Source organism: Embleya sp. NPDC055664 (genome assembly GCF_053618075.1).
Map to the genome: position 1 here is coordinate 1 of NZ_JBSHGZ010000059.1, position 25,644 is coordinate 25,644.

Consider the following 25,644-nt stretch of genomic DNA (forward strand, 5'->3'; position numbering starts at 1 on the left):
GGCCGCAGGCGGCGTTCTGCCGCCTTCGGCCCGACTGCCATCCGGCCCGGCCCGCAGCCGCCGGGGCGGCCCGCCGAGAGGGGCCTACTCGACCGCCCCACCTCCGGCACCTACCGCCTCGACGGCATCGACACCGGCACCCTGCCCGAACGCGCCCGCACCGCGCTCCGCGGATCCCGCATCGGCTTCGTCTTCCAGTCCTTCCACCTGCTCCCGTACCGCACCGCCGCCGAGAACGTCGAACTCGCGATGATGTACCAGGGCGGCACCCGCCGCCGCCCCGAACGCGCTGCCCGCGCCCGCGAATCCCTCGCCCGCGTCGGCCTCGCCCACCGCCTGCACCACACCCCCACCACCCTGTCCGGCGGCGAACGCCAACGCGTCGCCATCGCCCGCGCCCTCGCCGCGGGCCCCTCGCTACTGCTGTGCGACGAACCCACCGGCAACCTCGACACCACCACCGCCGAGGGCGTCCTCGCCCTCCTCGACAGCCTGCATGCCGACGGCATGACCATCCTGGTCATCACCCACGACCCCGCCGTCGCCGCCCACGGCGGGCGCGGCGTCGCCATCCGCGACGGCGTCATGAGCCCGACCGGCCGGGAGAGCGCCACGTGAGCCTGGACGAACTCCTCGAACCCCGCCCCGAACCCACACCCGCGTCGACCCCGCCCCCTCCCCCGGATCGCATCGTCCCCTCCCGACAACACCTGCGAGACCTGTTCGCCGAAGCCCTCGCCGGCATGCTCCAACGGCCCGCCCGCTCCATCCTCACCGCCCTCGGCACCGTCCTCGGCGTCGGCACCTTCGTCGCCATCCTCGGCCTCACCGCCACCGCCACCGGCCAGATCGGCGACCGCTTCAACGCCCTGACCGCCACCGAGATCACCGTCGAGGACACCGGCGGCCAGGACGCCGCCGTACAACCCCTGATGTTCACCCCCGACGCCGACCAACGTGTCCGCGCCCTCAACGGCGTCGAACACGCGGGCGTGCACTGGAACATCAGACTCCCGGCCGCCACCACCGTCCGCGTCGAACACTTCACCCACACCACCGCCGAGGAACGGCACCGCCCGCGCGGAGGTGTTCTCCGGCCGGGCGGACGGTACGTCAAGCTCGACTACCTACCTCCAGTCGCGTGGGGACTGCCGAGGCAAGCAGTTGATGACTGCGTGAACGGGTAGCTCACCCCCACCTGCGTGGGGACTTCCCTTGCCGACCTGCGGGTTCGTAGGTGCCTTGCCGATTCGTGATCTCAGAGGGTCATTGCGGCAAAGTTCATGCCTAATTTCGCCTTCCGAAGGTGATCAGCGCTCGCGAGTGAACTGTTGTTGCTTCGTTCATCCCGATCGCGAGCCTTGTGGGATCGTGTATCGATTCGGAATGAATTGGTCTGCGCATGGAGTGCTGTCGCCGACGGCGCCATCCGCCGGAACCGATTCGGTACTTCCGTGTTCCCGCTGCCGAAGATACGAGCATTACCCCGGTTGTCCCACAGCCAGACAGGCTCATCGGGTCGTGCGTTGTCCCGGCATGCCGCAACAACGAATGACGCACGACCACCCGAAGGCAGCAACGACCGCCGCATCACCGAAGTGACGACAGTAAGCACCGACTCACCCTTCGGCTCGGTGGGAGCGGCAAAGTGAAGGCAATGCCCAACCCGTATGGCAAAGCATCCACCGAACCCCACGCCCACCGTGTCGCCATGGGTGCAGCAACGATGTGCACCATCCGCCTCTGGCCCCGACGAGAGGCCAGGCTCATCCCAGCCCGCACGTCATCCGCCGCTCTCCGACAACCATCCCCGCACGCGTGCACGCATCGCCTCGGCCCGCGGATCGGTGTACGCGGCCAAATACGTCAGCACCTCCGCCCAGAGCACGCGAGCCGCCTCGGGGCTCTCCACCCGAACAGCGGCCGCCAAGTCGTCGAGGTCCACGGCCGTTTCCCACCCGTCGCCGAGGTCACCGTGAACGGCCGCAGCCCGGCGGTGGAACGCGGCGGCCTCGGCGTGGCGCCCCATCGCCGCATACGTCCGCCCCGTACCGCGCCAAGCCAACGCCTCACGGCCACGATCACCGAGACGCCGGTGCAACATGGCCGATCGACCACAGGAGGCCAGCGCCTCACCGAACTGCCCCGCGGCACGCTGGATATCGCCGAGGGTCAAAAGCCAAAAACCCTCCAGCCCACGATTGCGCAGGCTCAACGCGATCTCGAGAGCCTCGTCGATGGCCCGGCGAGCGGCCTCGATCTCGTCCCGCTCGTGATGGATCCGCGCAGTGATCCACAGTGCGTTGCCCATACTCTGCCGATTGCCCAGCGCACGATGGGCGGCGAGCGCGTCTCGGACCGCGTCGTCCGCCTCTCGAAGACGCCCCGCGTGCAACCGGGCTCCGGCCAGGTTCGACAGGGCCGAAACAGCCCAACGATCGCCGTCCACCGTACGGAAGATATCGATGGCCCGCCGGAAGTCCTCCGCAGCCGCGTCGAGTCGCCGAGCCCGCAGGTGGATCAGACCCACAAGGTTGAGGGTGTGCGCCTCCTCCATACGATTACCGACGGCGCGGGCGAGGACCAGGGCCCGGCCGAGGTAATCCAGCGCCGAGTCGAGTCGGTGAACGGCCCGATAGGACATGCCGAGCTGGTTGAGCAGCATGAGCCGCCCATTCGGATCGTTCACGCGTTCGGCGGAGGACAGACCGACGTGTCCGAAGTCGAGCCATTCCGCGAAGGACGCGGAAGCCGACAACACGTTCCACGAGGTCGCGGCCAACTGCCAGGCATGCCGATGCAAACCGGCACCCGCAGCGGCCCGCACCAGGTGCGCGAACGTGGCGCGTTCACGCTCCCCCCAATCGGCGGCGGCATCATAGTCGGCGAAGCACAACGGCGCCGCGCACGTAGTCGTCTCGGACAGAGGCACATGCCCCTCGCCGGGTTGGAGCCACGTCTGTGCCGCGTCCGCCGTATGCAGATACCAATCCAGTACCCGACACAGCGCGGCCTCCCGCTGTGCGGCGGATTCCTCGACGTGGGCCTGGTCGAGGGCGAACGCGCGCAGGAGATCGTGGAACCGAAAGCGGTCGGGACCGACCTGCTCCACGAGATGGGCGCCCACAAGGTCGTCGAGAAGCTGCCGGGCCCGTGCGAACGCCAGGTCGCCGAGCGCGGCCGCCGCGTGCAATCCGAACTCCGGCCCCGGATGCAGGCCCAAGAGCCGGAACAGCCGCCCGGAGTCCGGCGGCAAGGCGCGATACGACCAGGCGAAGACCGTACGGACCGCCTCGGCCTCCTCCTCGATCCCCGTACTCAGCGCATCCCAGAGCGCCGACTCGTCGCGCAGATCCCCAAGCAGGTCGTCGAGATGCAAGTGCGGATGACCCGCGGCACGCTCGGCGGCGATCCGCAGGGCCAGTGGAAGACACGCGCACAGACGCGCCAACTCCGCGAGCTTCTCATCGTCGTCACCCGAGCGGTAGTCCCGCGTAACCACCCGCAGGAGCGTGACGGCCTCGGATTCGGGGAGCATGCCCAGGGTGATCCTGCGGGCGCCGTCGCGTACGGCCAGGCCCGCCAATCGATTGCGGCTGGTCACCACGACCAGGCTCTCCCCGCTGCCCGGGAGCAACGGACGCACCTGCCCGACCGTGGCCGCGTTGTCGAGCAGGATGAGCATCCGACGATCGGCAAGCAGGGACCGATACAGCGCTGCCGCGCCGTCCACATCCTGCGGCAGATCGGCCGCGGCCACACCGAGCGCTCCCAGGAAACGCCGCAACGCCTGTTCCGCGGTGACGGGCTCCTGCGGGTCGTAACCCCGGAGATTCACGAACAGTTGGCCATCCGGGAAACGATCCTTGACCCCATGGGCCCAGTGCAGGACCAGTGACGTCTTCCCCGCCCCGGCCGTACCCGCCACCACATGCACCGACACTCCACCCCGGCCGCCGTCGCAACCGGTCACCACGGCGTTCAACCAGCCGAGTTCGTCCACGCGGTCGACGAACGCATGAACACCGGCGGGAAGCTCCCGAGGCACACCACGCGAGCGGTCCGACGCCCCCGACGCCCGATGGAAATGGATGCCACCGACGACCCTCCCGGCCTGGACGACGTCACGCGACGAACCCGAGAGGTCATTGAACGAGCCTCCGGGCGGTTCGCCGGCGCCTGACGGTGTGCCGATGGTCGATTCCCTCCCGCATCAAACTCCCGGTGGCGGCGGCAACGGAGCCACGACACGGTCGAAATACGACGCGATGTCCTCTCCGAATGCCCAAGCGTCCCGCACGTACGCCGTCCACGACCCGACGATCTCCGGGTCGGTGAACCGAATCGCCCCGTCGGCCTCGCCCGCATCGGTGTACAGGACCCGAAAAAGCACCTTGCCATCCTGAACTGTCAGCTCCGGCAGCGGCGCCACCGTCTCGGCGGCGGCAACCGCCTCCGCAGACAGGACCCGCACCCGTTCCCCGTACTCGGCAGCGATCCGAAGCGAGTGCAACTCCCACTGCACATATGGCGTCAGCGGTTCCTCCACCACCCGCAGACGATGGAACACCGACCCCCGAGCCTCCTCGTCCAGCTGAATCTCACGCAGGTGGTCCCGACGATCCTCGAGCAGCCGCAACGCCGCCACCCAGTCGCCGCGCCGCAGTGCATCCCGGGAGGGGCTGCCCGACTCCTCGAAATGCTGCAACCGCTCGAGCTTCCACGAGACCCCATTACGAATGGCCGCGTCCCAGGCCCGGAAGTCCCGCCGGTACTCGTCCCTGCCGAGCCGCACACCACGTTCGGCGGGGAGCCCGGGGGCCCGAGCGTCAAGCATCGGGGATGTCCGGCTTCGCCGCGCTGAGCATGGCGCCGGGAACGACGACGAGCCGTTCGCCGACCCCAACCGTCACACCTTCCGGCAACCGCGAACCGTAAACGTCGGTCAGATCCCGGCCGATCACGGCGACGTCGCCATTGCTGAGCTGCCAGATGTCCGGACACTCCTCGCGCCCCTGGGAGTTCCCGGACTCCTCCGCCGACTTCCCCAGGCGCTTGACGAACAGGGCCAACGGGTCGGCTTCCCAGACACGGGCCACGGCGGCACCCCCGGGTTCCCAGGCATCACGAAATCATCGCGCTCACGATACCGCGCGCACCGACATGACCACAGTACGTACGCACGCCGGACCCGAACCTCCCCGGCGAGAATCCCGACCACCCTCAAGCCCCAGGCCCATCGCCGGATCAGGCCATCACGGTCCGCCTGCCGTGTGCTGTGCTCAACGGCGACCACGACCGGGCTCGACTCCACCCGGGTGGGGGTGAACCGTCCGTACAGTGATGTGTACGGGACTCCGTACAGAGGTTCCCGCACGAGTGGGGGTGAACCGCCCACCACCTCGCGGCTGTAGGCCGTCGTGTCGAAGTCCCCACGCGGGTGGGGGTGAACCGCGATGCCGACCACGCGAGGTGGTCGAGGTGGCGAAGTCCCCACGCGAGCGGGGATGAGCCGTCGCTGTTCAAGGAACTCGGCACTCCCCGCGCGAAGTCCCCACGCGGGTGAGGGTGAGCCGACACAGGGAGAGGTCGCAGGACGTGAAGCAGGCAAGCCCCCACGCGGGTGAGCGTGGAACGCGCCGACACCGCGCGCAGGGACGCGATGCGGGCGAGGACCGCCGTCCCCGCCCGGACGGCGGGTGACCCGCTCCGCCACGACCCGCCCGGGCACGACACACCGGGTCGGCGCAACGCCCGCGTCGGCCCCGCCGACCGTCGCATCCCGTCCCCCCCTACGCACGAAAGGCGATTCCATGCTCTGGCCCGCGCTCCGGGTGCTCGCTCGGGGAGAACTGAGCTCCGAACGGATCCGGCACTTGCTCACCACGCTCCGCCTCGAGGAGAGCCCCCGCAGCGAGGGACCCGGCGCGTCGATGAGCCTCGCGCACCGTACCTTCACCGACGACACCGGCACCCGCCTCGTCCTGGACCTCGGCCGCACCGACGAATCCGGCTGGATACTCGCCCTGTTCTTCGACGGCGAACCCCCTTCCACCGACACCGTCGAGGGCTACCGCGTACTGCTCCGCGCGGCCGTCGACAGACTCGGCCTCGCCCTCATCGAGGTCACCCCCGCCGCCACCGCCGACGAGGTCTACGTCGCACCTCCCCCCTCACCGGACACCCCCGAGCCCATGATCCTTTCCTGGGACCTCCCGTACGACGACCTGGACCGGATGTGGCCGCACCTGGGCCTGCGCGCGACCGCCCCGCGAGAGGTGAAGGAGGTCGTGCTCCGCGAGGTGACGCGGACCCCCGCCTGGGCCGTCGCCCCGGAGAAACTCCGCCGCCAGGCCGAGGCCTTCCTCCGCAGCGACTGACGCCGCCGAACCGCGACCGTCCCGACCGTCCCGGCCGACCCGCCCACGACCAGGCGAGCCGGCATGGAAGCGCGTACGAGCCGAGCAGACACGCTCTCCCCGTCACTCGGCGACGACGGTCCCATCCGACAACTCCCGAACCGGGCCCATGGGAGCGCATCACAGGAAAGCCGCTGGTCACCACGAACCCGCCGGGAAACATGCGCCCCCACACCCTTGCCGAGGCTATGATTCGTTCTCTGGCCAACACCCTTGACTGTCACCGCAGTTCCACCTCCGACATCCCGGGTTCGAAACCACGCCGAACGGAGAGCCCTCCGTGCTTTCCTGCTCGCGCACGACAAGGCCGGGAGCCGCCTCGTCCCGACGGCCCACCCCGAACGTGACCGCGTCGGCGGCTCAGTGACCACGACCGGCGAACGGCCTCAACAGGTCGCCACACGCGCGAGCGGCACCAAACCACCGCCGCCCCGACCCCCCACGAGCACGTAACGATGCCCGACGCCACGACCCCACGACGTCCACCCCCTCCGCCCGGATCCCGGGAACGGATCGATCACCAACGTGCCGGGGACGCGCTGGTGACCGACGACGGCCGCATCACCGACACCGGCCAGGCCAGGACGATCGCCATCGAGGCCATCGCCGCGCGCATGCGTTCCTCCACGCCCGAACTCGTCCTCGCCGCGTTCGGCCTGGTCGTCGGCACCGACATGGCCCACCGCCTCGGCAACAGCGACTACTTCCTCGTGCCCCACCACCGGCAGCACCCGTCGATGGGGGCCGACGTCCTCCACCGCGACGAACTCGACCCGAGCGACCCCCGCCACGCCCCCACCACCGTGGTGCCCATGGACGACCCGCACGCCGAGACCGTGATCCGCCGGATCGCGGTGAGCGAGGTAATGGGGTCCTGGTCCTTCGGCTCCGACAACAACGTGCGGGTGCTGGCACTGCAGGAGGCCGTCGCCGAGGAGTTCGGCCTCACCCGGTTCCTGGAACGGCGGATGGACCCCGACCTGCGCATCAAGGTGGCACAGGAACTCGGCTACAACCGCGACGCTCTGCGCGACTTCGCACGCACGCAGTACGAACTGACCCAACAGGCCCTCGCCCGCCGCGGCATCACCGAAGTGACCGCCTACCGGGCACTGACCTGGCACATGGGAACACCGCGACCGAGGTGGGCCGACCTGCGCGTCGGCGACCCCCTCGAGACCCTCCATCGACCCCTGACGAGCTGGACGGCGGACCGCCGCATCGTCGCCGACTGGCTGGCGACACGGACGCGGCGTCATCGTGGCGCACCGCAAACCCGCGACGGACATCCTGGCCGTCCCGACCACCGGCATCGGCTTCTTCGCCCAGCGGGAGTGGGTCACCCTGCCCGGCGACAACTACGTCACCCTCGATGCCGCCCTCGACGACACCACCCCAACCCCCACCACGAGTGGCATCGCCATCGACGCGCCCGCCCTCCAGGACACCACCGGCCCGCCCGGGAACACCGGTACAACACCGACGAACCCGACGACACACGACACTCCCGAGACATCGACACCCCCTCCCCCACCCATGACCGGTCGATGGCGCCCCCTCGCCGTCACCACCATGCTCGACCGCTCCCAGGCGCTCGACGACCGGATCCTGCGCATCCTCGACGGCGAGGAGAGCGTGCCCCACTGGTGGCCCCGCGACGACTCCGGCTACGCGATCACCAAGCGGGACCTGGAGTTCCTCCGCATCAACCCGATCCAGATCAAGTGGATGCTCACGGGCGAGGCCCCCATGGGCATGACCCCGGCGCTCTACCAGCGATTCGCCGGCGAGATGCTCCGGGCCCTGGGCCGCAACGGCATCCACCCGTCCGACGTCGACATCCGCCTCAAAGGAACCGGTGCCGGCTTCTTCTCCGGCAGCCACAAGACCCTGCCCCGCGAACAGGACCTCGCCGCCTCGCCCGAGGCGGCCGAGCGCTTACGGGAATGGCTCTCCGACGGCCGGGAACGCCCCCTGCGCCGCCCGTATGACCTCATGTGGCGCCTGGGCCTGGAACCCGAACCCAGCGACTTCGACCTCGACATCAACAGCACCGCCATGGTCCGCGCCGCCCGCGCACACTGGCGGGCCCGCCATCCCGACCGCTACCCCGGCGACTTCATGGGCGGCCACGGATACCTCGACAAACACACCACTATCGGGACATTCCAGGCACTGGCCCAATGGGCGGCCAAATGGGAAAAGATCCTGGGCAGGCCCCTGTCCCTCGGCGTCTTCGAATCCAGCGGCCCCTTCGACGCCACACGACTCGGCCGTGAACTCTCCTCCCACTTCCGCGAGACCGACTGGATCATCCACCGCCCGGACACCCCCAAGGCCTGGCGCACCCCCAGGTCCAGAATCACCCCTCCCGCCGAACCGGCGCGAACGACACTGCCGCCCGATCGCCTGCGACAGGCCCGGAACACCCTCGCCCGGGTGTCCTCCGACCTCGATCGCGACGAGATCCTCCGGCAGATGTCCGCCCGGCCGCACGGCGAGGTCCCGACCGGGCGACTGCTCCCGGCCGCCGAGACCGCCGCAACACGCGCCACGCGCACCGAGCAGGCCGCCGCAGCACGCCGCACGCACGCGGACGACACACTGAACCGAGCCCGCAACGGCGACGGCCCACGCGTACGGGAACTACGCGCCGAACGCGAGCGACACGCGCCCGCCGACTGGGAACGCCTCCGAGGCGACGCCCACCGCGCCGACATCGACGACGCCGAACGCGGCGTCCGCCGGGAGACCCGCCGCGCCGCGGCCGACGCCCGACGCGCCGCCTCCGACCACGACCTGGCCCGAAACCTGCGCGACGAGGCCGCCCTGCGAAGCACCCTGCCCACCCACCGACTCGCGATCGAGGACGGCCGACGCGAGGAACTCCGCCGACTCCCCCCGGACCGCACAGGCCCCCGACCGGACCGGCGTGCCGGACACCGTGAACTACGGCGCACCCACGACCACGAACCCCCGACCCCCGACACACCCGGGCACAACACAATCTCCTGAACGGACAAGCGTCCCGAACCGAGAACTCGAGTCGTCAACGACCCGCACCCACCCACCCTTCGGCAGCGATACCCCAACTCCCGCATCACCCCCGACCGCGATCCATCCTCAAAGCGCTCCGCCCGATCCCCGAACACCGGCGGCTCGGGCATCGGTTCGGCCCGATGGAACGCCGGCAACACCTCGCCATGCCACCGACCCGCACCACGAGCAGTCGGTTCGCGGGGGACGGGTGTCAATCAAGCAGAACATCGAGGGATGGACGAAGGCACACCCGGAACCGGGCGGTTCGACCGCCACCGGTGGGAATCGACGACCCGTCCCCCGGGATCGCCGTTGTCGAGGACATGCCGGCGGCCGAGGCGTTCGACCGACATCGCATAACGAACCCCGCCTCGATCCCGAACACGCCGAGCGAGGTTCGCGTTGCCCACGACCACCCGAACCGGCCGTCCGTCCGGCCACAGGGACGGTATCGACTCTGCAGACGCCAGCCGGTCACCTGCGGGACCCATCACGACCGGACTGACCGGCCGACGATGCCCACCGTCTCGCAACCGCAGGCGCAGCTCCCGCTACTCCGGTGCCGACGAAGCCGAGGGCTCCCGGGTCGCAACGCGAAATGCCCGTTCACACCGCAGAGATCACAACCGGAACACCGCCCGACGATCGTGTGGGCACACCAGTCCGGCCCACCCGACCCGGGAACCCGTCGACCCACGTTCAGCCGACGGTGCCACCGCCCGTGCCCCAAAGGCGTCGACACCCTGGAGGCGTCGACACGTCCAACACCCGCTCCGGACAATCCGCGCGAGCGGGAGCATGCGAACGCCGGTCCGGGGTGTCGCCGGCGTCGGCTACGTTGTGCGCCGACGGAGACGGACCACCGGGTGATCGGAGACTGCGTTGACGGCGGCATGGTTGTGCCTGGCCCGCGGAGACGACCGCTCCACCGGAAGCAACGACGGTTACGACGACAAACTGTCCGAGTACTACAGCTGGGACAGCGCAATCAACAACTCGAAGCGCCTCGCCGAGCGCGACGTGATCGTCGTGTGGGATTCGAAGATTCTGTTGGGCGTTTCCGTCATCGAGACGATTACCGTCGAGAAGGGCGAGAAGAATTCGAACGAATGCCCTGGATGCGGCGCAAGCAATGTCTATCGCCTGAAGTCGGGCATCTACTCATTCGGCTGCCGCGACTGCCACGAGCCCTTCGACGAACCATCCGTCGTGACGAAGGAAGTGACCCGTTACCGAGCGCACTACGGGGCGGCCTGGGTGGACCTCGCGGGCCTGCTGAACGGCGAGGAGCTGCGGTCGTTCTCCATCAAGCCGAACTCACAACTCAGCTTGCGCCCGGCAAATTGGAACGCGTTGAAGGCAGCCATCGAATCCCGGGGCGGCAGTACCGCCATGCGCATCGTCGACAACGGCATCGACGCCATCGCCGGGGGGCACGGCACAGCAGTCGTACGCGTGCGCAAGGGCCAGTCCCAATTCCGCAACAAGCTTCTGGCCGAGCAAGGGGAAACGTGCGCCTTCACCGGAAGGGCACCGACCACGGTGCTCGAGGCGGCGCATCTGTACAGCTACGCGAAAGAGGAGACACACCACAGCCGCGGGGGTCTCCTCCTGCGCCGGGACGTCCACCGCCTCTTCGATCTCGGACACATCTGCGTCGATCCGGACACCGGAACCCTCGACCTCTCCGAGCACCTTCAGACGTATCCGTACTATGCCTCCCTGCACGGCGGCACCCTGCACGTCCCCCTCCACCGAGACCATCGAGAATGGCTCACCCGACACTGGAACGCACATCGCACCCCCCAACCGTGAACACCATCCTCCCGACCACGGTCGGCGCGCCAAACGTGTGCTCTTCGTGCGAGACCCGGAAGCGCCGGCACCCGATGCCTGCATCGGTGCCCGACGAAGGCCCCATCCACGCCCACGCCACCGGATACCCGGTGGGCGATCTTGGCGGATGCCCCGAGGCGCCGCCCGCGACTTGTCGACTCCATCCGCGGGCAGGGCACCGGGCCGGCCCTTCGGTGCGCTTGCTCGTCGACCATGAGAACGACCGCTCGCAGCCCTTGCACGAGGCCTGAGTACGACTCGGATACAGCCGAAGGCCACCGATCGCTCGCATTGGCGCGAAGCTCCATGCCGTCACCCACAAAGCGGCCACTCCCGCATCGGCACCGTGGCCTCCGGCCCCTCGCTGCGCACCAATCGCCGCCTACCCCTTCGGCAGCGTTATCCCCAACTCCCGCATCGCCTCCGACGGCGGCCCACCCTCCGACCGCTCCGTCTTGTAACCCGGCACTCTCGGCTCCAGCGTGCGCGGATCCACCGCCTCCGACGGCGCCCCCGACACATACGCCCCATCCGGCACCCGGTCACGATCATGCGGCGCCAACCAGAACACCCGCCGCCGATACGTCCCCGACGCCGGCGAACTCCTCGCCCCCGGCCCCAACAACGCGTACCCCACCATCCGCCCGTCCCGATGGAACGCCGGCACCCCGGTACGCCGCGGCAGCCGATCCAGCACCTGGCGCACATAGTCCAGCCCGGCAGGATCCTCCAACCACACGATGTCGATCTCGTGGGCGATCTGCTTGGCCGTGATCAGGGCACTCACGACGTCTCCTCGTGCTCGCCGAGCAACCCGATGCCCGGGTAATACTTGCGCTGGTTGGACGTCATCATCTGCCGCGGCGAGGAAAGACCGACCGCTTCCCGGATCCTCACCGCGAACGCCCGCGCGGAAACCGGCGTCGCGTCCTCGAAGCCGCACCACGTCTTGTACGCCGCGTACAACCCCGTCTGCTCCGCCCGCATCGTCGACCCCATCCGACACCGCTCCGCGACGAACCGGCCGATGTGGTCCTCCGTCTCGGCGTACGCGTGCGTGGCAACCCGCACCCGTGGCGGCCCGGTCAGGTCCCGATCACCCCCCAGATACCGGCGAGCACCGTCCACCAACCAGGCCAGGATCCCCGGCCCCTCCTCCGACACCAGCACCTGCGCCAGGTTGTCGACCCGCTGCTCGTCCGCGACCACCCGCTCGAACGGGATCAGCCGCATCCGCCGCCAGAACGCGAACCCGCCCGTGCCGACCTCCGGCCGATGGTTGCCCAACAACCAGAGCTTGTGCGTGGGTTCGAAACTGAAGAAATCCTGCCGCATCCGACGCGCCTTCAACCGGTCGCCACCGGTCAACAACTTGAACCGCGCCTCGTCGAACCGATCCCCCGGCTTGAGCTCCGAACACACGATCACCCGCCGCCCGTGCAACTCGGCCAGGTCCGTGGGATGCCCCTCGAACGGCTTCGCCATCAAAAAACCCGGCGGCGCCGCGTCCGCGTAGTCCCCCAACAACGTCACCAGCACATCGAGCAGAACACTCTTGCCGTTCTTCCCCAGCCCATACAAAAACGGCATGATCTGCCCACCGACATCACCGGTGACCGAATACCCCAGCAACAGATGCAGGAAATCGATCATCTCCGCGCCCTCGGCATCGTCGCCGAAGGTGTCGGTCAAAAACCGCATCCACCGCGGCGTGGCCATCGCGCGCGGCGCGACCGTACACGAACGCGAATGCCGATGCTTCTCCGGATCCGGCGCCACCACCGCCCCGGTGTGCAGATCGACGATCCCACCGGGCGTGCACAACGCGTACGGGTCCGAGTCCAGGTGCTCGGCCTTGAGCACCATCCCCGGGGCCGCCTGAGCCTGCATCAGCAACGCCTTGAGCCCGGCCGTGGACAACGACCGCCGCCGATGCCGCCGCAGATCCGCGTCCGAATGCCGCCCATCGGCGTCCGTGACGGCCAGCGCCTCGGCCATGTCACCGGCCGCCCACAACACCCCGTCGTCCTCGTCGAGTTGCCACCGGTGCCCCTCCCACCGATACCAGCCCAGCCCCGGAACGTGCCGGAAATCGCGCCCGTACAACGCGACGAACGACTTCGCGTTCCCACGATCGCTCAACGAGTCCGGCACCAGACCGCGCGCCGTCACCGTCCCCGGCAACACCCCTTGCGTCGCGTTGCCCTGCGCGGGAACGGACGTGGGCTGCTGCGCCAGGATCTGCGCGGCCACCGCCGCCGCGTCGAAGTCGAAGCCCTCCTGCGGGAAACCGTTCACGAACGCCCTCCCACATCCAGCGGGCGCGCCGCCCCGGCCGCCAGCCCACTCAGGATCGTCGCCCGCGACCGCCGAACGTTCCCCGGACGCGCGTACTCGGCCGCGTCCAGCAACAACCGCTCACCCGCGCCCATATCCAGATGGCCCGCCGCGACCAGGCCCCCGACGATGAACGCGGCCCGATTCAGCTTGGCGTTGAACCCCGCGCCGAACGCGCTCGCCGCACAATCCGCCACCTCCTGCACCGCGTTCGCCAACAGCCGCCCCGCGGCGTCGCGACCACCCCCCGCAGCCACCACCGCCGCCCGCGCCCGCGCGGGCACACCCGCAGACATCGACGACGGCGCGGGGCGCTCCGCGTGACCGGTCCGCTCCAACTCCCGGGCCAGCCACGTCGGCAACACCGCCGGCTCACGACACGACCCCACCGGCGCGTAGACCCCGGCCCGCGTCACCGTCCCCGGCGCGACGATGTACCCACCGACACCCCGCACGTCCACCTGCCACGCCAACGCCCGCCCCGGCCCCGACCCGGTCGAACACAGCCACCGTCGCGAAGGCGGCGTGCGGTACCAGACGTGCAGACCCCCCGACGGCGTACGCACCCGCAACGTCGCCTCATCCGCGGCCGGATCCGGCGCGCCGCGCAGGGCCGCGAGCAACGCCAGGGTGTGAAAGCCCGTGGACAGACCCGTCAGATCCACGCCCTCGCCGATCGGGATCCCCGGCAACAGCCGATCGCGCTCGGGCAACGACGCCCCGTGGGCGTCCACATCGAGCACCACCAGCCCCGCCGGACCGCACGCCACACCCACACCGAACCGCGACTCGCGCCCCCACCACGCACGGATGCGCTCCGGGTCGAGCGTGGCCGCGTGGAACCCGTGACACCACCGGCCCGCGGGGATGCACCCACAACCCGTGTGCGAGTGCCCCTGTACATGACACGCCTCGCAGTTGCCGGGCGGCGTCTTGCGACCCGGCGCCAACGGATGGACCGGCCACCCCGACCGCGCGCACCACCGGGCCACCGCCAACGCGTTCGGCACGGCGGCTCCCGCACCGTCCCGCCCACCGGCCACGTCCCCACCACCCTCCCCGAACACCGACACAGCGACCGAAGCCCACGCACCCCAACCTCGACGCACGGCAGCGCGCGAGGACACGCGTGTCCTCCCCGACATCCGGCCCAGGGGCCGCGGACATCCACCCGGCCCCCGCAGCGGACTACGCCTGTCGATCGAGATCCATCCTTCAGTCGCTGAACGAAAGTGCAGGTCAAAGCAATGAACGGCATCGAAAGCGACTGAAGCGACTCACGTCCCGATATTGCTGCGACACGACAGGCTAGCGGACCACCCCCCTCACGACCCCGAGTCGGCTCCCCCGCGTGTCAGCGACCCAGCGACCGAAGGGGCAGCGACTGAGGCGCTTCGGTCGCTGCTTGGGTCGCTGAGGAAAAAACGCAGGTCAGGACCTGTAGAACAACCGAAACAGCGACTGAAGCGACTGAAGGTCCGTATCTATGACGCGCACACGCGCACGCGCCAATGTCGTCATAATGCAAAACTTCAGTCGCTTCAGTCGCTACAGCACGACCAAACACCCTCTGACCAGGACTTTTACCGAGCGACCCAAGCAGCGACCGAAGCGACTCGGTCGCTCTGGGCCCCGTTCCACCCACCCCACACCCCGAAAACCCGGCTCTCCCCCACCGAGCCGGCGACCGAAGACAGCGACCGAAGCCCCGCCCCGGCCTCCGGCACCCATCACGCCCACGACACTTCGGAAGTCCAGTCGCTTCAGTCGCTTCGGTCGCTGAAATCGAAACCCCCAACCAACCGAGACCCGAACACGCACTGCACCCGACAGCCCCGGGTCCCGACCTCGAACCGGGCCGCGACACCAACGAGGCGGCACTCAGGACAAGAAACGAACGCCATCACGGCAATAACCCGCCCAACCCAACCCGCCCAGTCGGCCACCGAACCACCCCGGCCCGCCGGCGCCCACACGAACACCAGCCCCCGCCCCCAAAAAGCAACCCACCCCAGCCACACCCCACCCCCCAAACCTCTCCCGACAACCACCGAACCCCGATAACCTCGCGCCCAGCGCCGCCGCCGCATCAACCCCCGGGGGAGGGTATGGGCAAGATCGAACGCGCACTTCACCCAACCGTCCGCACCCAAGCCGACGACGACCGTCCCAAACCAGGCCCCACCGGCCCGCCGCCCACCGGCGGCGGCAACCAGCCGGACCCCGAGTTACCCAGGCCTCAACCCGGACCGCCCCCCATACCACCGGCCACAACGAACCCCGGCACCGCGAAACCGGACTTCCGCGTGGCCTCGCAACACCTCCGCGACGCCGGCGCCGCCCAGGACCGCGTCCTCGGCGAACTCACCGCCACCGCCCGCACCGCTGCCCCCGCCACCCAGGCCGCCGCCGCGGGTCTCCCCGGCTGGCGCACGGCCGGACGCCTCACCGACCTCGTCACCACCTGGGACCACCAGGTCGCGGCCCTCGAACGCAGACTCGGCGAATCCGCCACCGGACTACGCCTGACCGCCGACAAATACGCCCGCACCGAAACCAACGTCACCCAGTCGATGGGCGGTTGAGCCATGCTCACCCTCACCCAGGAACGTCGACCTCCTCACCAAGACCACCACCGCCTGGGAAGCCGTCCGCGCCAAACTCCAGGGCCTGTCCGAACGCCACCAGACCGAAGTCCTCAACTCCCCCGGCCTCACCGGATGGAGCGGCACCGTCGCCGACACCGCCCGCGCCCGCCTCGCCGAGACCCAGCGCCAGATCGGCCTCGCCGCCGCCGAGGCAGCCGCCCTGTCCCGCGCCGTCTCCGACGCCCACAGTGCCTTCAAGGCCGCCCAGACCACCCTGCGCGCCGTCCTGGACGAGATCTCCCGCTCACCCGGCTTCACCGTCCGCGAGGACGGCGGCGTCGACTGGCGCATCCCCGACGACGTCGCCCAGGCCCTGTCCGTCGCCGGCGACGGCTGGGCCGCCGCCCAGGTCAACGTCGACTACACCAAACCCGCCCAGGACTTCGCCTGGCGCGTCGGCCAGGCCCTCGCCCAGGCCACCCAGGCCGACAACGACGCCCAATGGGACATCTACCAGGACGTCAGCGCCCCTTCAACCCCCACGCCACCCTCGGACGCGACAGCAACGGCGCCGACATCCTCACCACCTTCCAGACCATGGACGACGCAACACGACCATCCCCAAGAGCGACCCACCATTGCCCACCCACGGCGCCCCACCCGCCGGCCCACCGCGCGACCAGTCCCAAAAAGACGGCTACGACCCCGGCAGCGGGGTCGACAACGGATCGACGGTCAGTTGACACGACAGCACACCCCCACCGCCCTCGCCCTCCTGACCGCCCTCCTCCTGGCCCTCGTTACCGCCTGCGGCGACGACTCCGGCCGGGTCGGCGTCGAAGTCGACGGCAAGGCCCACGACCGACTCGCCGCCGGCATCAAGGACTTGGGCGAACACGGCCGCGAGGGCACCCTCCGCGACCTGACCCCCTTCGCCTGGGACAACGTCTGGGTCTTCTTCGAAGGCGCCTCGAAGAAGGACATCGAATCCGCCACGAAAGACCCGATCGACCTCCCCACCGGCACCACCAGCGGCAGCGCCGACCGCTACTACGGCACCGGCCCCCTGTTCGTCTTCACCCGCGCCAAACACCCAGCCCGCGCCATTGCCGTCCCCTACGGCGGCATCACCGAAGCCGGCGGCCCCTGGCCCCCCACCACCCGCCTGCTCCCCGGCACCCCGGGAACCGCCGGCACCCTCAGCCTCCAGCACTGACCCCGTCAGCCCTCGTCCGCCCGAGTCCTGTTGACGAGGCCCAGGCCCGGTGGTCGGGAGGCCGCGCGGCCGTGGCCGCAACGCACCTCGCCGGATTCGGCGGATGATCGGGACCAACCCGCCGATCGTGTCGTCGTCGCGTCATCCGTTGCCCGCCCAGGCCGGCAGCCCGCGTGTCCGCCCCGTGAGGTCTACTCGCGGCGTGGACAGCGCTGCTCTTCTCGCCGCGATCGAAGACCTCTTGGCCCGCCCGTTGCCGGCGAGTGGAGGAGAAGACCGCGGCTGCGGCTACGACATGGTCGAACTCGCCCCCGGCAAGCGCGAACCCGCCGCCCTCGACGCCGTCGTGGCCACACTCCGCTCGCGGCTCGGACCGCCCAGGACGGTGGCCGCCGACGGCTTCACGAACCCATCACTCGGATACCTGCCGGGACCGCCACTGGCCGACGTCCTCGTCGACCGAGCCGTCGAGATGTACGGATGGACCGTCGGAGCCGGCTCGGCATCGGCCTGCTCGAGAGCACCACCGACGACGACCTCACCCTCCCCACCACCGTGCATTTCGTGGCCGTCCGCGCCCCCTTGGACCCGGTGCGACCCACAGGCTCGTCGTGGGCCAAGGATCTGGCCGTGTTGACCGGCTGGAACGAAAAACCCCGGATCATCGACTGGACATCCGTGGAGCGAAGTCTCGGCCTTCGTCTTCCCCGGGACTACAAGCAGTTGGCCGAGACCTTCGGCGCGGGCACGTTCGACGACAACTTCGACCTCTGTGTGCCGGGCTCCGCCATGCGGACCTCGACCTGATCGTCGCGGACCACAACGAGTTCGCCGACCCCACGCCCCCAGATCGCCCCGCAGCACGGCTCCTGCAATGGGCCACAACCGCGGCCGAACACTCCTTCTGCCGGCTCGTGGAGGATCCGGACCCGGAACGGTGGCCGATCTTCGCGCGCGGCGACGCATGGGACCCCTGGGAGCGATTCGACTGCTCCTCGGCGGAGTTCGTCCACCGGATGCTGACCGACCCCCACCACCCCTACTCACTCGCAAAGCACTTCACGAGGCACCGGTTCACCTCCGACGAATCCGTCGAACGAGCCAGGGAGGTCTCCTGGGACGAATACCACCCGAGCCCGTGACCGGACAGCCGTCGGCTCGTCATGCGGCGCCCGACCGCGTCGACGACAAGGCCGCCGAGGGCCGGCCGCCCGGACACGACACCGCGAACCCGCCTATGACCGAACGTCCTCGTGGCCGACGAGGTCGGTCACCGGACGACGAGCCGACGGCTGTCCGGTCACGGTGTCCGACAGCTGTGGTGTCCGACGCCGGGGTCCGGCGGCCGGCTCCCCGACGGTGTCGCACGCCGAACTCCCGAGAACGGATGCGACGGCCGTCGGACACCCTCGCCGGACAACGCCATGCTCGGGCGCCCGTCACGTCCATCGTGACCGGACGCCACCGGAGACTCCCTGACCCGTGGCCGGACATCGGACACCAGGCACCGGACACGGGCCCTGACCGCCCCGTACGTGGACATACGCGCGAAGCACCCCGACGTCGTGTCGCGCCGTCGACGCCTACGCGGGTCGTACAACTCGCCGGTCGGACACGCGTGTCGCCCCGCCGTCCGACCGGCCATGTCCGCTTCGGACCCCGACTCGACGGAAGTCGCCCGCCACGACACTGGCATCGGACACGAGGGACGACACGCGTGTCCGATGCCGCACGTCGTGTCCGGACACCGTCCAAGACGCCGCCGGACGGACACGCGACACGACACACCTCGCCGGCCATGTCCGCCGGACACGGCGTCGGTGTCGCGGTCGTGTCCGGACACGCCGGCCACGGCCGAGGTCGTGTCCGCGGGGACATGTCCGGCGAGGGCACGCGATCGCAACGAAGGCCGGACAGCCGGAACTTCGCCGCACCGTCCCGGAAAAGATTCACCCGCGAGACGTCACAACCGGCTTACCCCGGTCACCTTCCCCGGACATGCACCCGCGAGAGCCCCCGACAACCTCCCACCGGATGGCGGAAGTTCACACCGCCACGGCCTTGACACCCGCCCGCTCGAACGGAACGACACGCCGACCGGCGAGTTTCCCGTGTTCTCGCACCGGGCCCCCCGAAGGGACTAGGGTTCCCCTGAAACGTCGGTGAGTAACGGAAGTCTCACCGGGACATGAAGAAGCCCCCTGCCAGGAGGTGCAACTCCCCGGGGGCGCGGCCGACTAACCGTAGAAAGAAACCCGTCGACATGAACGAGAGTACCGGCAGACACCCCCCGATGCACAAGAGCCCGCCAATGACACGCCGCGCTTTCTCGGCGCTTGATGTCCGGCGGGCCCTGCTGTTGCGGATCCGTGTCCGCTCCCTCTCAACGAAGGGGGCGATCGTGATCTAACTTCCTCGAGCGGCGTCTCCTGAGCACCGGAGGCGGTCCGCTTTTTGTGCTATCCGCAACCTGCCAGGGTCGCGGGTCGCTTTCGTACGGCCTCCCAGCACCACCCGGGAGGGCCGACGTCCGTCCCTGTCCGGCTACCAGACCGACCAGGCGTCGTACGTGAACCCAATTACTTCCAGCTTTTGCTCGAAGTCCCGCTCACAACCGAGCGAATACGGGGCTTCTGCATGCCCTCACGAGGAGGTCCTGCGTGCCAGAGTCTATGCACACTCGTGGCGCCACGCACGCCCTGGTGCAACTTCGTTCGCGTGTCGCGCACTATAAAAAGCCGCATACCCCACAATTCCGGGCTTGTTCGGGGGGTGCACGGGGATGGATGCCCATCGTCGAGTGGGCCATTCGTGTGCGCCTGCATCCCCGACTCAACGGCACGACCCTGACGTTGGCCCGTGCGCTGTGCGCGTACGCGGATCACGACGACGGTAGCGACATCCGCCCCGGACACGCCCGCCTGATGGCCGCCACCGGCCTATCCCTCCCCAGCGTGCGGCGGCACCTGCGGTGGCTGCGCGAGGCGGGACTGCTCGAACACGTCGCCCGCGGCACCCGTTGCCCCGGCGGCGTGCGCCTGGCGGCCGAGTACGCCGCCACAATCCCGGCCGCGTGGGACGAGCGGGAACTGGCCCACCTGGAGGCCCTGTACGCTCTCGACGCCAACTCCTCCCCCGCCACCGAAACGACCCCCGCGCCCTCCTCCATGAACGGCGGCCCGGTCCTGGCGGCGACGATCGATGAGCCGCACACGGATACCCCACCAAACCCCGTTCCCCACCTTGATCCCGATACCTACGTTGACGATGGGCTCAACCGCGCGGGCACGCACGGGCGTACGCGCGAGCGGGGCGCAACGGCGGGCCCCGGCAAGGCCGGACGGCGGCGCCTCGACCCACGACCCGGCACCCGGCGGTGGAGGCGTTGGGAGCTGGCGCGCCATGTCCGTTCCCGGGTTCTGCTCGTCGCCCGGGAGCGCGTCGGACGACTCGCCTCGGCACTGCGCGGGGTGGCCGACAGGGGATGGACCGTAGGGGACGTCGTGGCCTGGCTGACGGTCTCGCCGCTGCCGTTGCTGGTGCTCTTCCCCGTCGCCTGGCTCCGGGCCCGCCTCGAGGGCGCGACCGCGGTGTGGCCCGAACCCCCCTCCGTCGCACAGGCCAGAACCCGGCGGCACGAGAACGACCTTCGGCTCAGGCAACAACGAGAGTTCCGCGAACGCATGGCGGCCGACCGGGAGGCCGCCGTGGCCACCGAGGACAGACGCGAGGACTTCGCGCCGGTCCGCGCCACGATCCGCGCACACGCGTCGGCCTGGCTGGCCGCCGTGCGTTCCGGCGCCACACGTCGCAACCCGCCCGCCAACACGACGAAACGGGGGAGTGGACGCGGCGGATACACCGTCGCCCAACCCCGATGGCGAGAGCCCGAAGGGGAGTTCCACGCGGTCCTGCCCGTCGAGTCGGCGTCCCACGACCGGACTCGAAGCGACGCCGTCCACGCGGCGGCGGTAGCCCGCGCCCGCGCGGCCCGGGCCGCGAGACGAGCACCGGCCTTCATTACGGCGTAATAAGCGACCGGCCCCGGGGCGTCGGGCCCACCGCCCGACCCGCCACCCGAACTCGCTGCCGAGCCGCGTCATTACGGCGTAATGAACCACTCCTTCGGCCGTGCCGGAACGCGACCGTTCGGGCGATTCATTACGGCGTAATGACGGGGCTCGGACAAAACAGCGAGGTCCTCCACGATCGTGAGTCGCTGACATGGCATAGTTCGTCCCGCTCACGCGCCCGCACCAAGGCGTGCAGGGCACCGGGGAATCAGACCGAAAGGGCAGTACCCGTGGCAAAAGTTCATGTTCTGCTGAACCAGAAGGGCGGGGTTGGCAAGTCCACCCTGACCGTCAACCTCGCGGCCGTCACCGCCGACGTCCTGAGCCGGCCCAATATGGAGACACCGCCGGTCCTCGCCGTCAGCATCGACCCCCAGGGATCCACCACCTGGTGGGCCGAACGTGTCGGCGACGACCTGCCGTTCGACTTCGTCCAGGCCCACCGCGAACCGCACCAGCTCGCGCGCCTCAAGGAAATCGGCGGCTACCAGCACATTTTCGTCGACACCCCCGGCTGGCTGGGGCCCGACTCCACCGACTACGAACCCGGCCCGGACGGCGACCCGCTCGGCGACGGCCGCGCCGGCGCCGCGTTGCGCGCGGTCCTGTCGGCCGCCGACGACGTGATCGTGCCGATCGAACCCGAAGGCATGTCCTTCCTCCCGACGGCCAACACGATCGAGAACATCGTCAAACCGCGCGGGCTCCCCTACACCGTCGTCGTCAACAACTGGGACCCCCGCGACGGCCTCGCCGACCTCGAGGACACCCGCACCTTCGTCGACAGCCAGGGCTGGTGGCGGACCCAGACCGTGGTCCGCCACTACAAGATCCACGCCAAGGCGGCGGCCGAGAGCCGAGTCGTCACCCAGTACCCCCGCAACAGGATCTCCCTCGAGGCCCGCGAGGACTTCTACCGCCTCGCCCTCGAACTCGGCCTGGGCGGCGCCACCCGACGCCTCGACGAGATCGCCGCCAGCGCATGACAGCGTCCAAACGCCAACGCTCGCTGGCCACCCTGCTGCCGCCGAAAACGGGGGAGGGCGCCACACCGCGCCCACCCACACCGGCAACCACCGCGGCCGAGACACTCGCCGCACCACCGATCCCGAACCCCACACCCCCCGCTGCGGAGGGCGCTCCGTTCGCGATCCCGCTGACCCAGCTCGCGTACAACCCGGCCAACCCCCGCGAGACCCTCGGTGACGTGGCGGACCTGGCCGACAGCATCCTGGAGAAGGGCCAACTCCAGGCCGCCGCGGTGGTCACCGTCGGCGCCTACCGCGAAGCCAACCCCGACTTGGACCACACCTTCGACACCGGCGTGCGCTACGTCGTCGTCGACGGCAACCGGCGCCTACTCGCTGCGGAACGGGCCGGACTCGTCAGCCTCAACAGCGTCGTCGACGACAGCCTCGCGACCAGCGCGACCGGGATCCTCGAATCCGCGCTCGTCGCGAACATCCACCGCAAGGCCTTCGCCCCCCTCGAGGAGGCCAAGGCCGTCCAGGAACTCCTGGACATCCACGGCTCACAGGACAAGGTCGCCAAACGACTGTCCAAGTCCCAGGGATGGGTCTCCCAGCGCATCGCGCTCCTCGGCCTGCTCCCCGAGCTGCAGAACCTGCTCCGCAACGGCGAACTCAAGGTCGAGGACGCCCGCAGGATCGGACGGATGGCACCGGAGAAGCAGACCGCTGCCGCGCGGACCGCCCAGGATCATTACGGCGTAATGAAACCGAAGGCGGTCCCGACACCAGCACCCGCGGAACGTAACGAACCCCCGGCCGCACCACAGCCTCGGACCGACCACTCCCGGGTGATCCGACTCGGCCCGCCCGCCGACCTGGCGGCGTCCCTCCAGCAGTACCTGTCCGCGGAAGACCTGGAGAAGCTCGTGGAACTCCTCCTCACCCGCGTCGCCCGCTGACACCCACGACACCGCCGGGGCTCGCTCATTACGCCGTAATGAGCGAGCCCCGGTTCGTTTCCCCGCGACCGCTCCGGGCCGGTCTCATTACGGCGTAATGAAACCCGGCGACCAGGGGAGCGGGGGAGGGGCACCTCGAAGAGCCGTCGACCCCAGCGCGCCCGTATGCAAGCCTCGATCGAAACCCGTACCGATCCCGAAGCCTGTGACGGCTCCGGGATGCCGAAGCCGAACGCGATCATCGCTTGCGCGGCTCCCGCGCGGGCCGTCCGTCTCATTACGCCGTAATGAACGATCTGCCGAGGACCGGCTCCAACGTCTCGCGGTTCATTACGCCGTAATGAAGACGCGCGACCCGGGGGAGTGGTCGCGGCCACCCAGCGACCCAGCCACCTGCGGAGCAACGCCCCCGTCATTACGGCGTAATGACTCCCCCGGAACCAGCGCCCACGCGCCGCGACGCCAGCGCCCGACCCGCGCCTTCATTACGGCGTAATGAACCGCGATGGAGCCGCCCGAACCCACCACAGAGCGCGTTCATTACGCCGTAATGAGCGCGCGGGCAAGGCACGGGCAAGCCCTGGGCTAGAGGTAAAGCCGCAGGTCAAAGCCGTGCGCCAGGATCCACCCGCCCCACCGGCGACCCACCTCGATACACGAAATCGTAATAACAGAAGGCGGCAGGTCCGGGGGAGTGACACACACCCCGCAACGAAACTCAACGCCTTACCCCTCGTCACGCCTACGGCGCGGCAGCAACCCACAAGGCCGAACCCGCCGCATAAAGTGCAGCCCATGAGCCCCCGAGTCCGCGACGTCATCGACGGATTCCTCACCGATCTGCGTGAGCAACACGACGACGGCACGATCGGCGCGGCCACCCTGCGACAACGCATCACCTTCCTCGAAGACCTCTTGACCTACGTCGACCAAGCCCACGGCAGCCGCGCCGCAGCCCCCGCCACCGCGCTCTTCGACTCCTCGACATGCCAGGTCTGGCTCGACGCCGTCGCCCGAGGCGATCGCCGCCGCCGCGCCACCGCCACCGGAAACCGCCGCGGATCCACCGCCACCATCCGAGCCGCGGCCGCCTCCCTACACGCCCTGGCCCAATGGGCGAACATCCCCTGGACACGACGCCCCACCCCCGCCAACAGGCCCGCCCCCACCTCGACGCGAACCTCCTTCACCACCGCTGTACGACCCTCCTCGAAGGCCCACGCCCCCACCGCGTCACCCCCGCCCTCTGGGTACGAACCCACGCCTTCGTCCGAGTCGTCATCGACACCGGGGCTCGCATCGGTGAGATCGCGGCCATGACCATCCACGATCTCACCGACGAACCCACCCACGCCCGCATCACACCCAGACCCCCGGGAGAGGCACCCCCGACCCACCCCAGACCGCACTGCTGGACCCCCGAACCACCCGCGCCCTCCGAGCCTGGACCCACGAACGCACCCGCCTCACAACCGCCCTCGAAGGCGGCTCCGTCCACGCCCTATGGGTCACCACAGTCCCCCACCGCGCCGGCGGCCCCCTACGCCCCGCCGGCCTCCCCATCGGTGCCAGAGCCCTCGAAGGCGCCTGGCAACGCGTCCGCATAGCCCTGTCCGAAACCCGAACAACCCACAACGACCCACACCCACCCCCAGACCTCCTCACCGACTGGCGCCCCATCCCCCCGAAATGACGCACCGTCAAAGGCCCCACGCTCAGCAGGAGGCGCGCGCCCTAAACGACCCATCAGAGTGAAGTTGTTACCGCCACGCTCAAAGCACCCAAGGGCTGGGGTCGTGCGGTGCATCAGCCCGGATCCGAGACGCTGTCCACCACACCTGCGAGACCACGGAACCACCCGACGATCAGCACAATCGCAACGAAGGTCACGAAGACACTGCGCGTAACTGTGAGACTGGAACCGCTCGTAGATGAGAGCCGCCCAAAAGCCCTGATCAGACCGCATTTAGGAAGGCTCTCTGCCTCAATTGCCCAATCTTCATCACGAAACGGCAAAGCCCCAGAGAACCCGCAGGTCAGAAAGAGAAGTCCCCACACGCGTGGGGGTGAACCGATCCACGGCCCCACTTCGGGATCCCCGCTGCGGAAGTCCCCACACGTGTGGGGGTGAACCGTGCGGCGAGGGCCCGACGGGGCGACCCGGACAGAAGTCCCCACACGCGTGGGGGTGAACCGCTCAAGTACA

22 protein-coding genes are annotated in these 25,644 nt (G+C 69.5%); 13 read left to right on the top strand and 9 right to left on the bottom strand.

Going from position 1 to position 25,644, the window contains the following annotated elements; genetic code table 11:
• Both ACWGR4_RS46005 and ACWGR4_RS46010 read left to right on the top strand, forming a co-directional pair.
• On the top strand, nucleotides 1-618 hold a 618-nt coding region (locus ACWGR4_RS46005), incomplete at its 5' end, for an ABC transporter ATP-binding protein (protein ID WP_452134330.1).
• The gene (locus tag ACWGR4_RS46010; protein ID WP_452131244.1) at nucleotides 615-1,187 is read left to right on the top strand and encodes an ABC transporter permease; all 573 of its coding nucleotides are present in this window, start codon (nucleotides 615-617) and stop codon (nucleotides 1,185-1,187) included. The genes ACWGR4_RS46005 and ACWGR4_RS46010, both read left to right, overlap by 4 nt.
• A 596-nt stretch (nucleotides 1,188-1,783) precedes the next feature.
• On the opposite strand, the gene ACWGR4_RS46015 is transcribed toward ACWGR4_RS46010, so the two are convergent.
• The 3 genes from ACWGR4_RS46015 to ACWGR4_RS46025 all read right to left on the bottom strand — a co-directional run bounded on the left by ACWGR4_RS46015 (nucleotide 1,784) and on the right by ACWGR4_RS46025 (nucleotide 5,099).
• Nucleotides 1,784-4,003: an ATP-binding protein gene (locus tag ACWGR4_RS46015; RefSeq protein WP_452131243.1), complete on the bottom strand. Its 2,220-nt coding sequence runs from the start codon at nucleotides 4,001-4,003 to the stop codon at nucleotides 1,784-1,786.
• 210 nt (nucleotides 4,004-4,213) lie between these two features.
• The gene (locus ACWGR4_RS46020) at nucleotides 4,214-4,837 is read right to left on the bottom strand and encodes a DUF6879 family protein (RefSeq protein ID WP_452131242.1); all 624 of its coding nucleotides are present in this window, start codon (nucleotides 4,835-4,837) and stop codon (nucleotides 4,214-4,216) included.
• Nucleotides 4,830-5,099 (bottom strand): hypothetical protein, encoded by a 270-nt coding sequence (locus ACWGR4_RS46025; protein ID WP_452131241.1) that lies wholly within the window; start codon nucleotides 5,097-5,099, stop codon nucleotides 4,830-4,832. Before ACWGR4_RS46025 ends, ACWGR4_RS46020 begins: the two co-directional genes overlap by 8 nt.
• A gap of 714 nt (nucleotides 5,100-5,813) precedes the next feature.
• Here ACWGR4_RS46025 and ACWGR4_RS46030 point away from each other — a divergent pair.
• Nucleotides 5,814-6,380, top strand: a complete 567-nt coding sequence (locus ACWGR4_RS46030; RefSeq protein WP_452134331.1) for a hypothetical protein — start codon at nucleotides 5,814-5,816, stop codon at nucleotides 6,378-6,380.
• 425 nt (nucleotides 6,381-6,805) lie between these two features.
• Here ACWGR4_RS46030 and ACWGR4_RS46035 read toward each other — a convergent pair whose 3' ends face one another.
• Nucleotides 6,806-7,483, bottom strand: a complete 678-nt coding sequence (locus ACWGR4_RS46035) for a hypothetical protein (protein ID WP_452131239.1) — start codon at nucleotides 7,481-7,483, stop codon at nucleotides 6,806-6,808.
• A gap of 196 nt (nucleotides 7,484-7,679) precedes the next feature.
• Here ACWGR4_RS46035 and ACWGR4_RS46040 point away from each other — a divergent pair, with 196 nt between their 5' ends.
• Entirely contained in the window at nucleotides 7,680-9,434 is a 1,755-nt protein-coding gene (locus ACWGR4_RS46040) for a hypothetical protein (RefSeq protein WP_452131238.1), read from the top strand.
• Nucleotides 9,435-10,340: 906 nt separating this feature from the next.
• Complete coding sequence (locus ACWGR4_RS46045; RefSeq protein WP_452131237.1) at nucleotides 10,341-11,273, top strand: HNH endonuclease; 933 nt, start codon at nucleotides 10,341-10,343, stop codon at nucleotides 11,271-11,273.
• Between the two features lie 403 nt (nucleotides 11,274-11,676).
• Here ACWGR4_RS46045 and ACWGR4_RS46050 read toward each other — a convergent pair whose 3' ends face one another.
• Genes ACWGR4_RS46050 through ACWGR4_RS46060 form a run of 3 tightly spaced genes read right to left on the bottom strand, consistent with a single transcriptional unit; the run spans nucleotide 11,677 to nucleotide 14,641 of the window.
• A complete protein-coding gene (locus ACWGR4_RS46050; RefSeq protein ID WP_380030917.1) occupies nucleotides 11,677-12,081 on the bottom strand; it encodes a DUF6009 family protein in 405 nt (134 codons plus the stop codon).
• Complete coding sequence (locus ACWGR4_RS46055) at nucleotides 12,078-13,592, bottom strand: DNA primase family protein (RefSeq protein ID WP_452131236.1); 1,515 nt, start codon at nucleotides 13,590-13,592, stop codon at nucleotides 12,078-12,080. The genes ACWGR4_RS46050 and ACWGR4_RS46055 overlap by 4 nt, the downstream gene beginning before the upstream one ends.
• A complete protein-coding gene (locus ACWGR4_RS46060) occupies nucleotides 13,589-14,641 on the bottom strand; it encodes a bifunctional DNA primase/polymerase (protein WP_452131235.1) in 1,053 nt (350 codons plus the stop codon). The genes ACWGR4_RS46055 and ACWGR4_RS46060 overlap by 4 nt, the downstream gene beginning before the upstream one ends.
• 1,296 nt (nucleotides 14,642-15,937) lie before the next feature.
• On the opposite strand from ACWGR4_RS46060, the gene ACWGR4_RS46065 reads away from it, so the two are divergent.
• Nucleotides 15,938-16,216 (top strand): hypothetical protein, encoded by a 279-nt coding sequence (locus ACWGR4_RS46065; RefSeq protein WP_452131234.1) that lies wholly within the window; start codon nucleotides 15,938-15,940, stop codon nucleotides 16,214-16,216.
• Between the two features lie 13 nt (nucleotides 16,217-16,229).
• Here the strand turns inward: ACWGR4_RS46065 and ACWGR4_RS46070 are convergent, their stop codons facing one another.
• A complete protein-coding gene (locus tag ACWGR4_RS46070) occupies nucleotides 16,230-16,466 on the bottom strand; it encodes a hypothetical protein (protein WP_452131233.1) in 237 nt (78 codons plus the stop codon).
• A 57-nt stretch (nucleotides 16,467-16,523) separates the two neighbouring features.
• Nucleotides 16,524-16,721 (bottom strand): hypothetical protein, encoded by a 198-nt coding sequence (locus ACWGR4_RS46075; RefSeq protein ID WP_452131232.1) that lies wholly within the window; start codon nucleotides 16,719-16,721, stop codon nucleotides 16,524-16,526.
• Between the two features lie 237 nt (nucleotides 16,722-16,958).
• Between ACWGR4_RS46075 and ACWGR4_RS46080 the strand changes: the two genes are divergently transcribed.
• The 7 genes from ACWGR4_RS46080 (at nucleotide 16,959) to ACWGR4_RS46110 (ending at nucleotide 24,758) form a co-directional block, all read left to right on the top strand.
• Nucleotides 16,959-17,435: a hypothetical protein gene (locus ACWGR4_RS46080; protein ID WP_452131231.1), complete on the top strand. Its 477-nt coding sequence runs from the start codon at nucleotides 16,959-16,961 to the stop codon at nucleotides 17,433-17,435.
• Between the two features lie 480 nt (nucleotides 17,436-17,915).
• Nucleotides 17,916-18,242, top strand: a complete 327-nt coding sequence (locus ACWGR4_RS46085; RefSeq protein WP_452131230.1) for an SMI1/KNR4 family protein — start codon at nucleotides 17,916-17,918, stop codon at nucleotides 18,240-18,242.
• A 107-nt stretch (nucleotides 18,243-18,349) separates the two neighbouring features.
• Nucleotides 18,350-18,577: a hypothetical protein gene (locus tag ACWGR4_RS46090; RefSeq protein WP_452131229.1), complete on the top strand. Its 228-nt coding sequence runs from the start codon at nucleotides 18,350-18,352 to the stop codon at nucleotides 18,575-18,577.
• Nucleotides 18,578-20,221: 1,644 nt separating this feature from the next.
• On the top strand, nucleotides 20,222-21,466 hold the full coding sequence (locus ACWGR4_RS46095) for an ArsR family transcriptional regulator (protein WP_452131228.1): 1,245 nt from the start codon (nucleotides 20,222-20,224) through the stop codon (nucleotides 21,464-21,466).
• A 272-nt stretch (nucleotides 21,467-21,738) separates the two neighbouring features.
• Nucleotides 21,739-22,494 carry a ParA family protein gene (locus ACWGR4_RS46100; protein WP_452131227.1) on the top strand — a complete coding sequence of 252 codons (756 nt, stop codon included), beginning with the start codon at nucleotides 21,739-21,741 and terminating at the stop codon, nucleotides 22,492-22,494.
• Nucleotides 22,491-23,438, top strand: coding sequence for a ParB/RepB/Spo0J family partition protein (locus ACWGR4_RS46105; protein ID WP_452131226.1), 948 nt, complete (start codon nucleotides 22,491-22,493; stop codon nucleotides 23,436-23,438). The genes ACWGR4_RS46100 and ACWGR4_RS46105 overlap by 4 nt, the downstream gene beginning before the upstream one ends.
• 795 nt (nucleotides 23,439-24,233) lie before the next feature.
• Nucleotides 24,234-24,758 (top strand): hypothetical protein, encoded by a 525-nt coding sequence (locus ACWGR4_RS46110; protein WP_452131225.1) that lies wholly within the window; start codon nucleotides 24,234-24,236, stop codon nucleotides 24,756-24,758.
• The last annotated feature ends 886 nt before the right edge of the window (nucleotides 24,759-25,644 follow it).

Excerpts from the sequence above, each read along its gene's own strand:
- ACWGR4_RS46020 (WP_452131242.1), bottom strand. The coding sequence starts at position 4,837 with ATGCTTGACGCTCGGGCCCCCGGGCTCCCCGCCGAACGTGGTGTGCGG.
- ACWGR4_RS46030 (WP_452134331.1), top strand. The coding sequence starts at position 5,814 with ATGCTCTGGCCCGCGCTCCGGGTGCTCGCTCGGGGAGAACTGAGCTCC.
- ACWGR4_RS46085 (WP_452131230.1), top strand. The coding sequence starts at position 17,916 with ATGGACCGTCGGAGCCGGCTCGGCATCGGCCTGCTCGAGAGCACCACC.
- ACWGR4_RS46095 (WP_452131228.1), top strand. The coding sequence starts at position 20,222 with ATGCCCATCGTCGAGTGGGCCATTCGTGTGCGCCTGCATCCCCGACTC.
- ACWGR4_RS46105 (WP_452131226.1), top strand. The coding sequence starts at position 22,491 with ATGACAGCGTCCAAACGCCAACGCTCGCTGGCCACCCTGCTGCCGCCG.
- ACWGR4_RS46110 (WP_452131225.1), top strand. The coding sequence starts at position 24,234 with ATGAGCCCCCGAGTCCGCGACGTCATCGACGGATTCCTCACCGATCTG.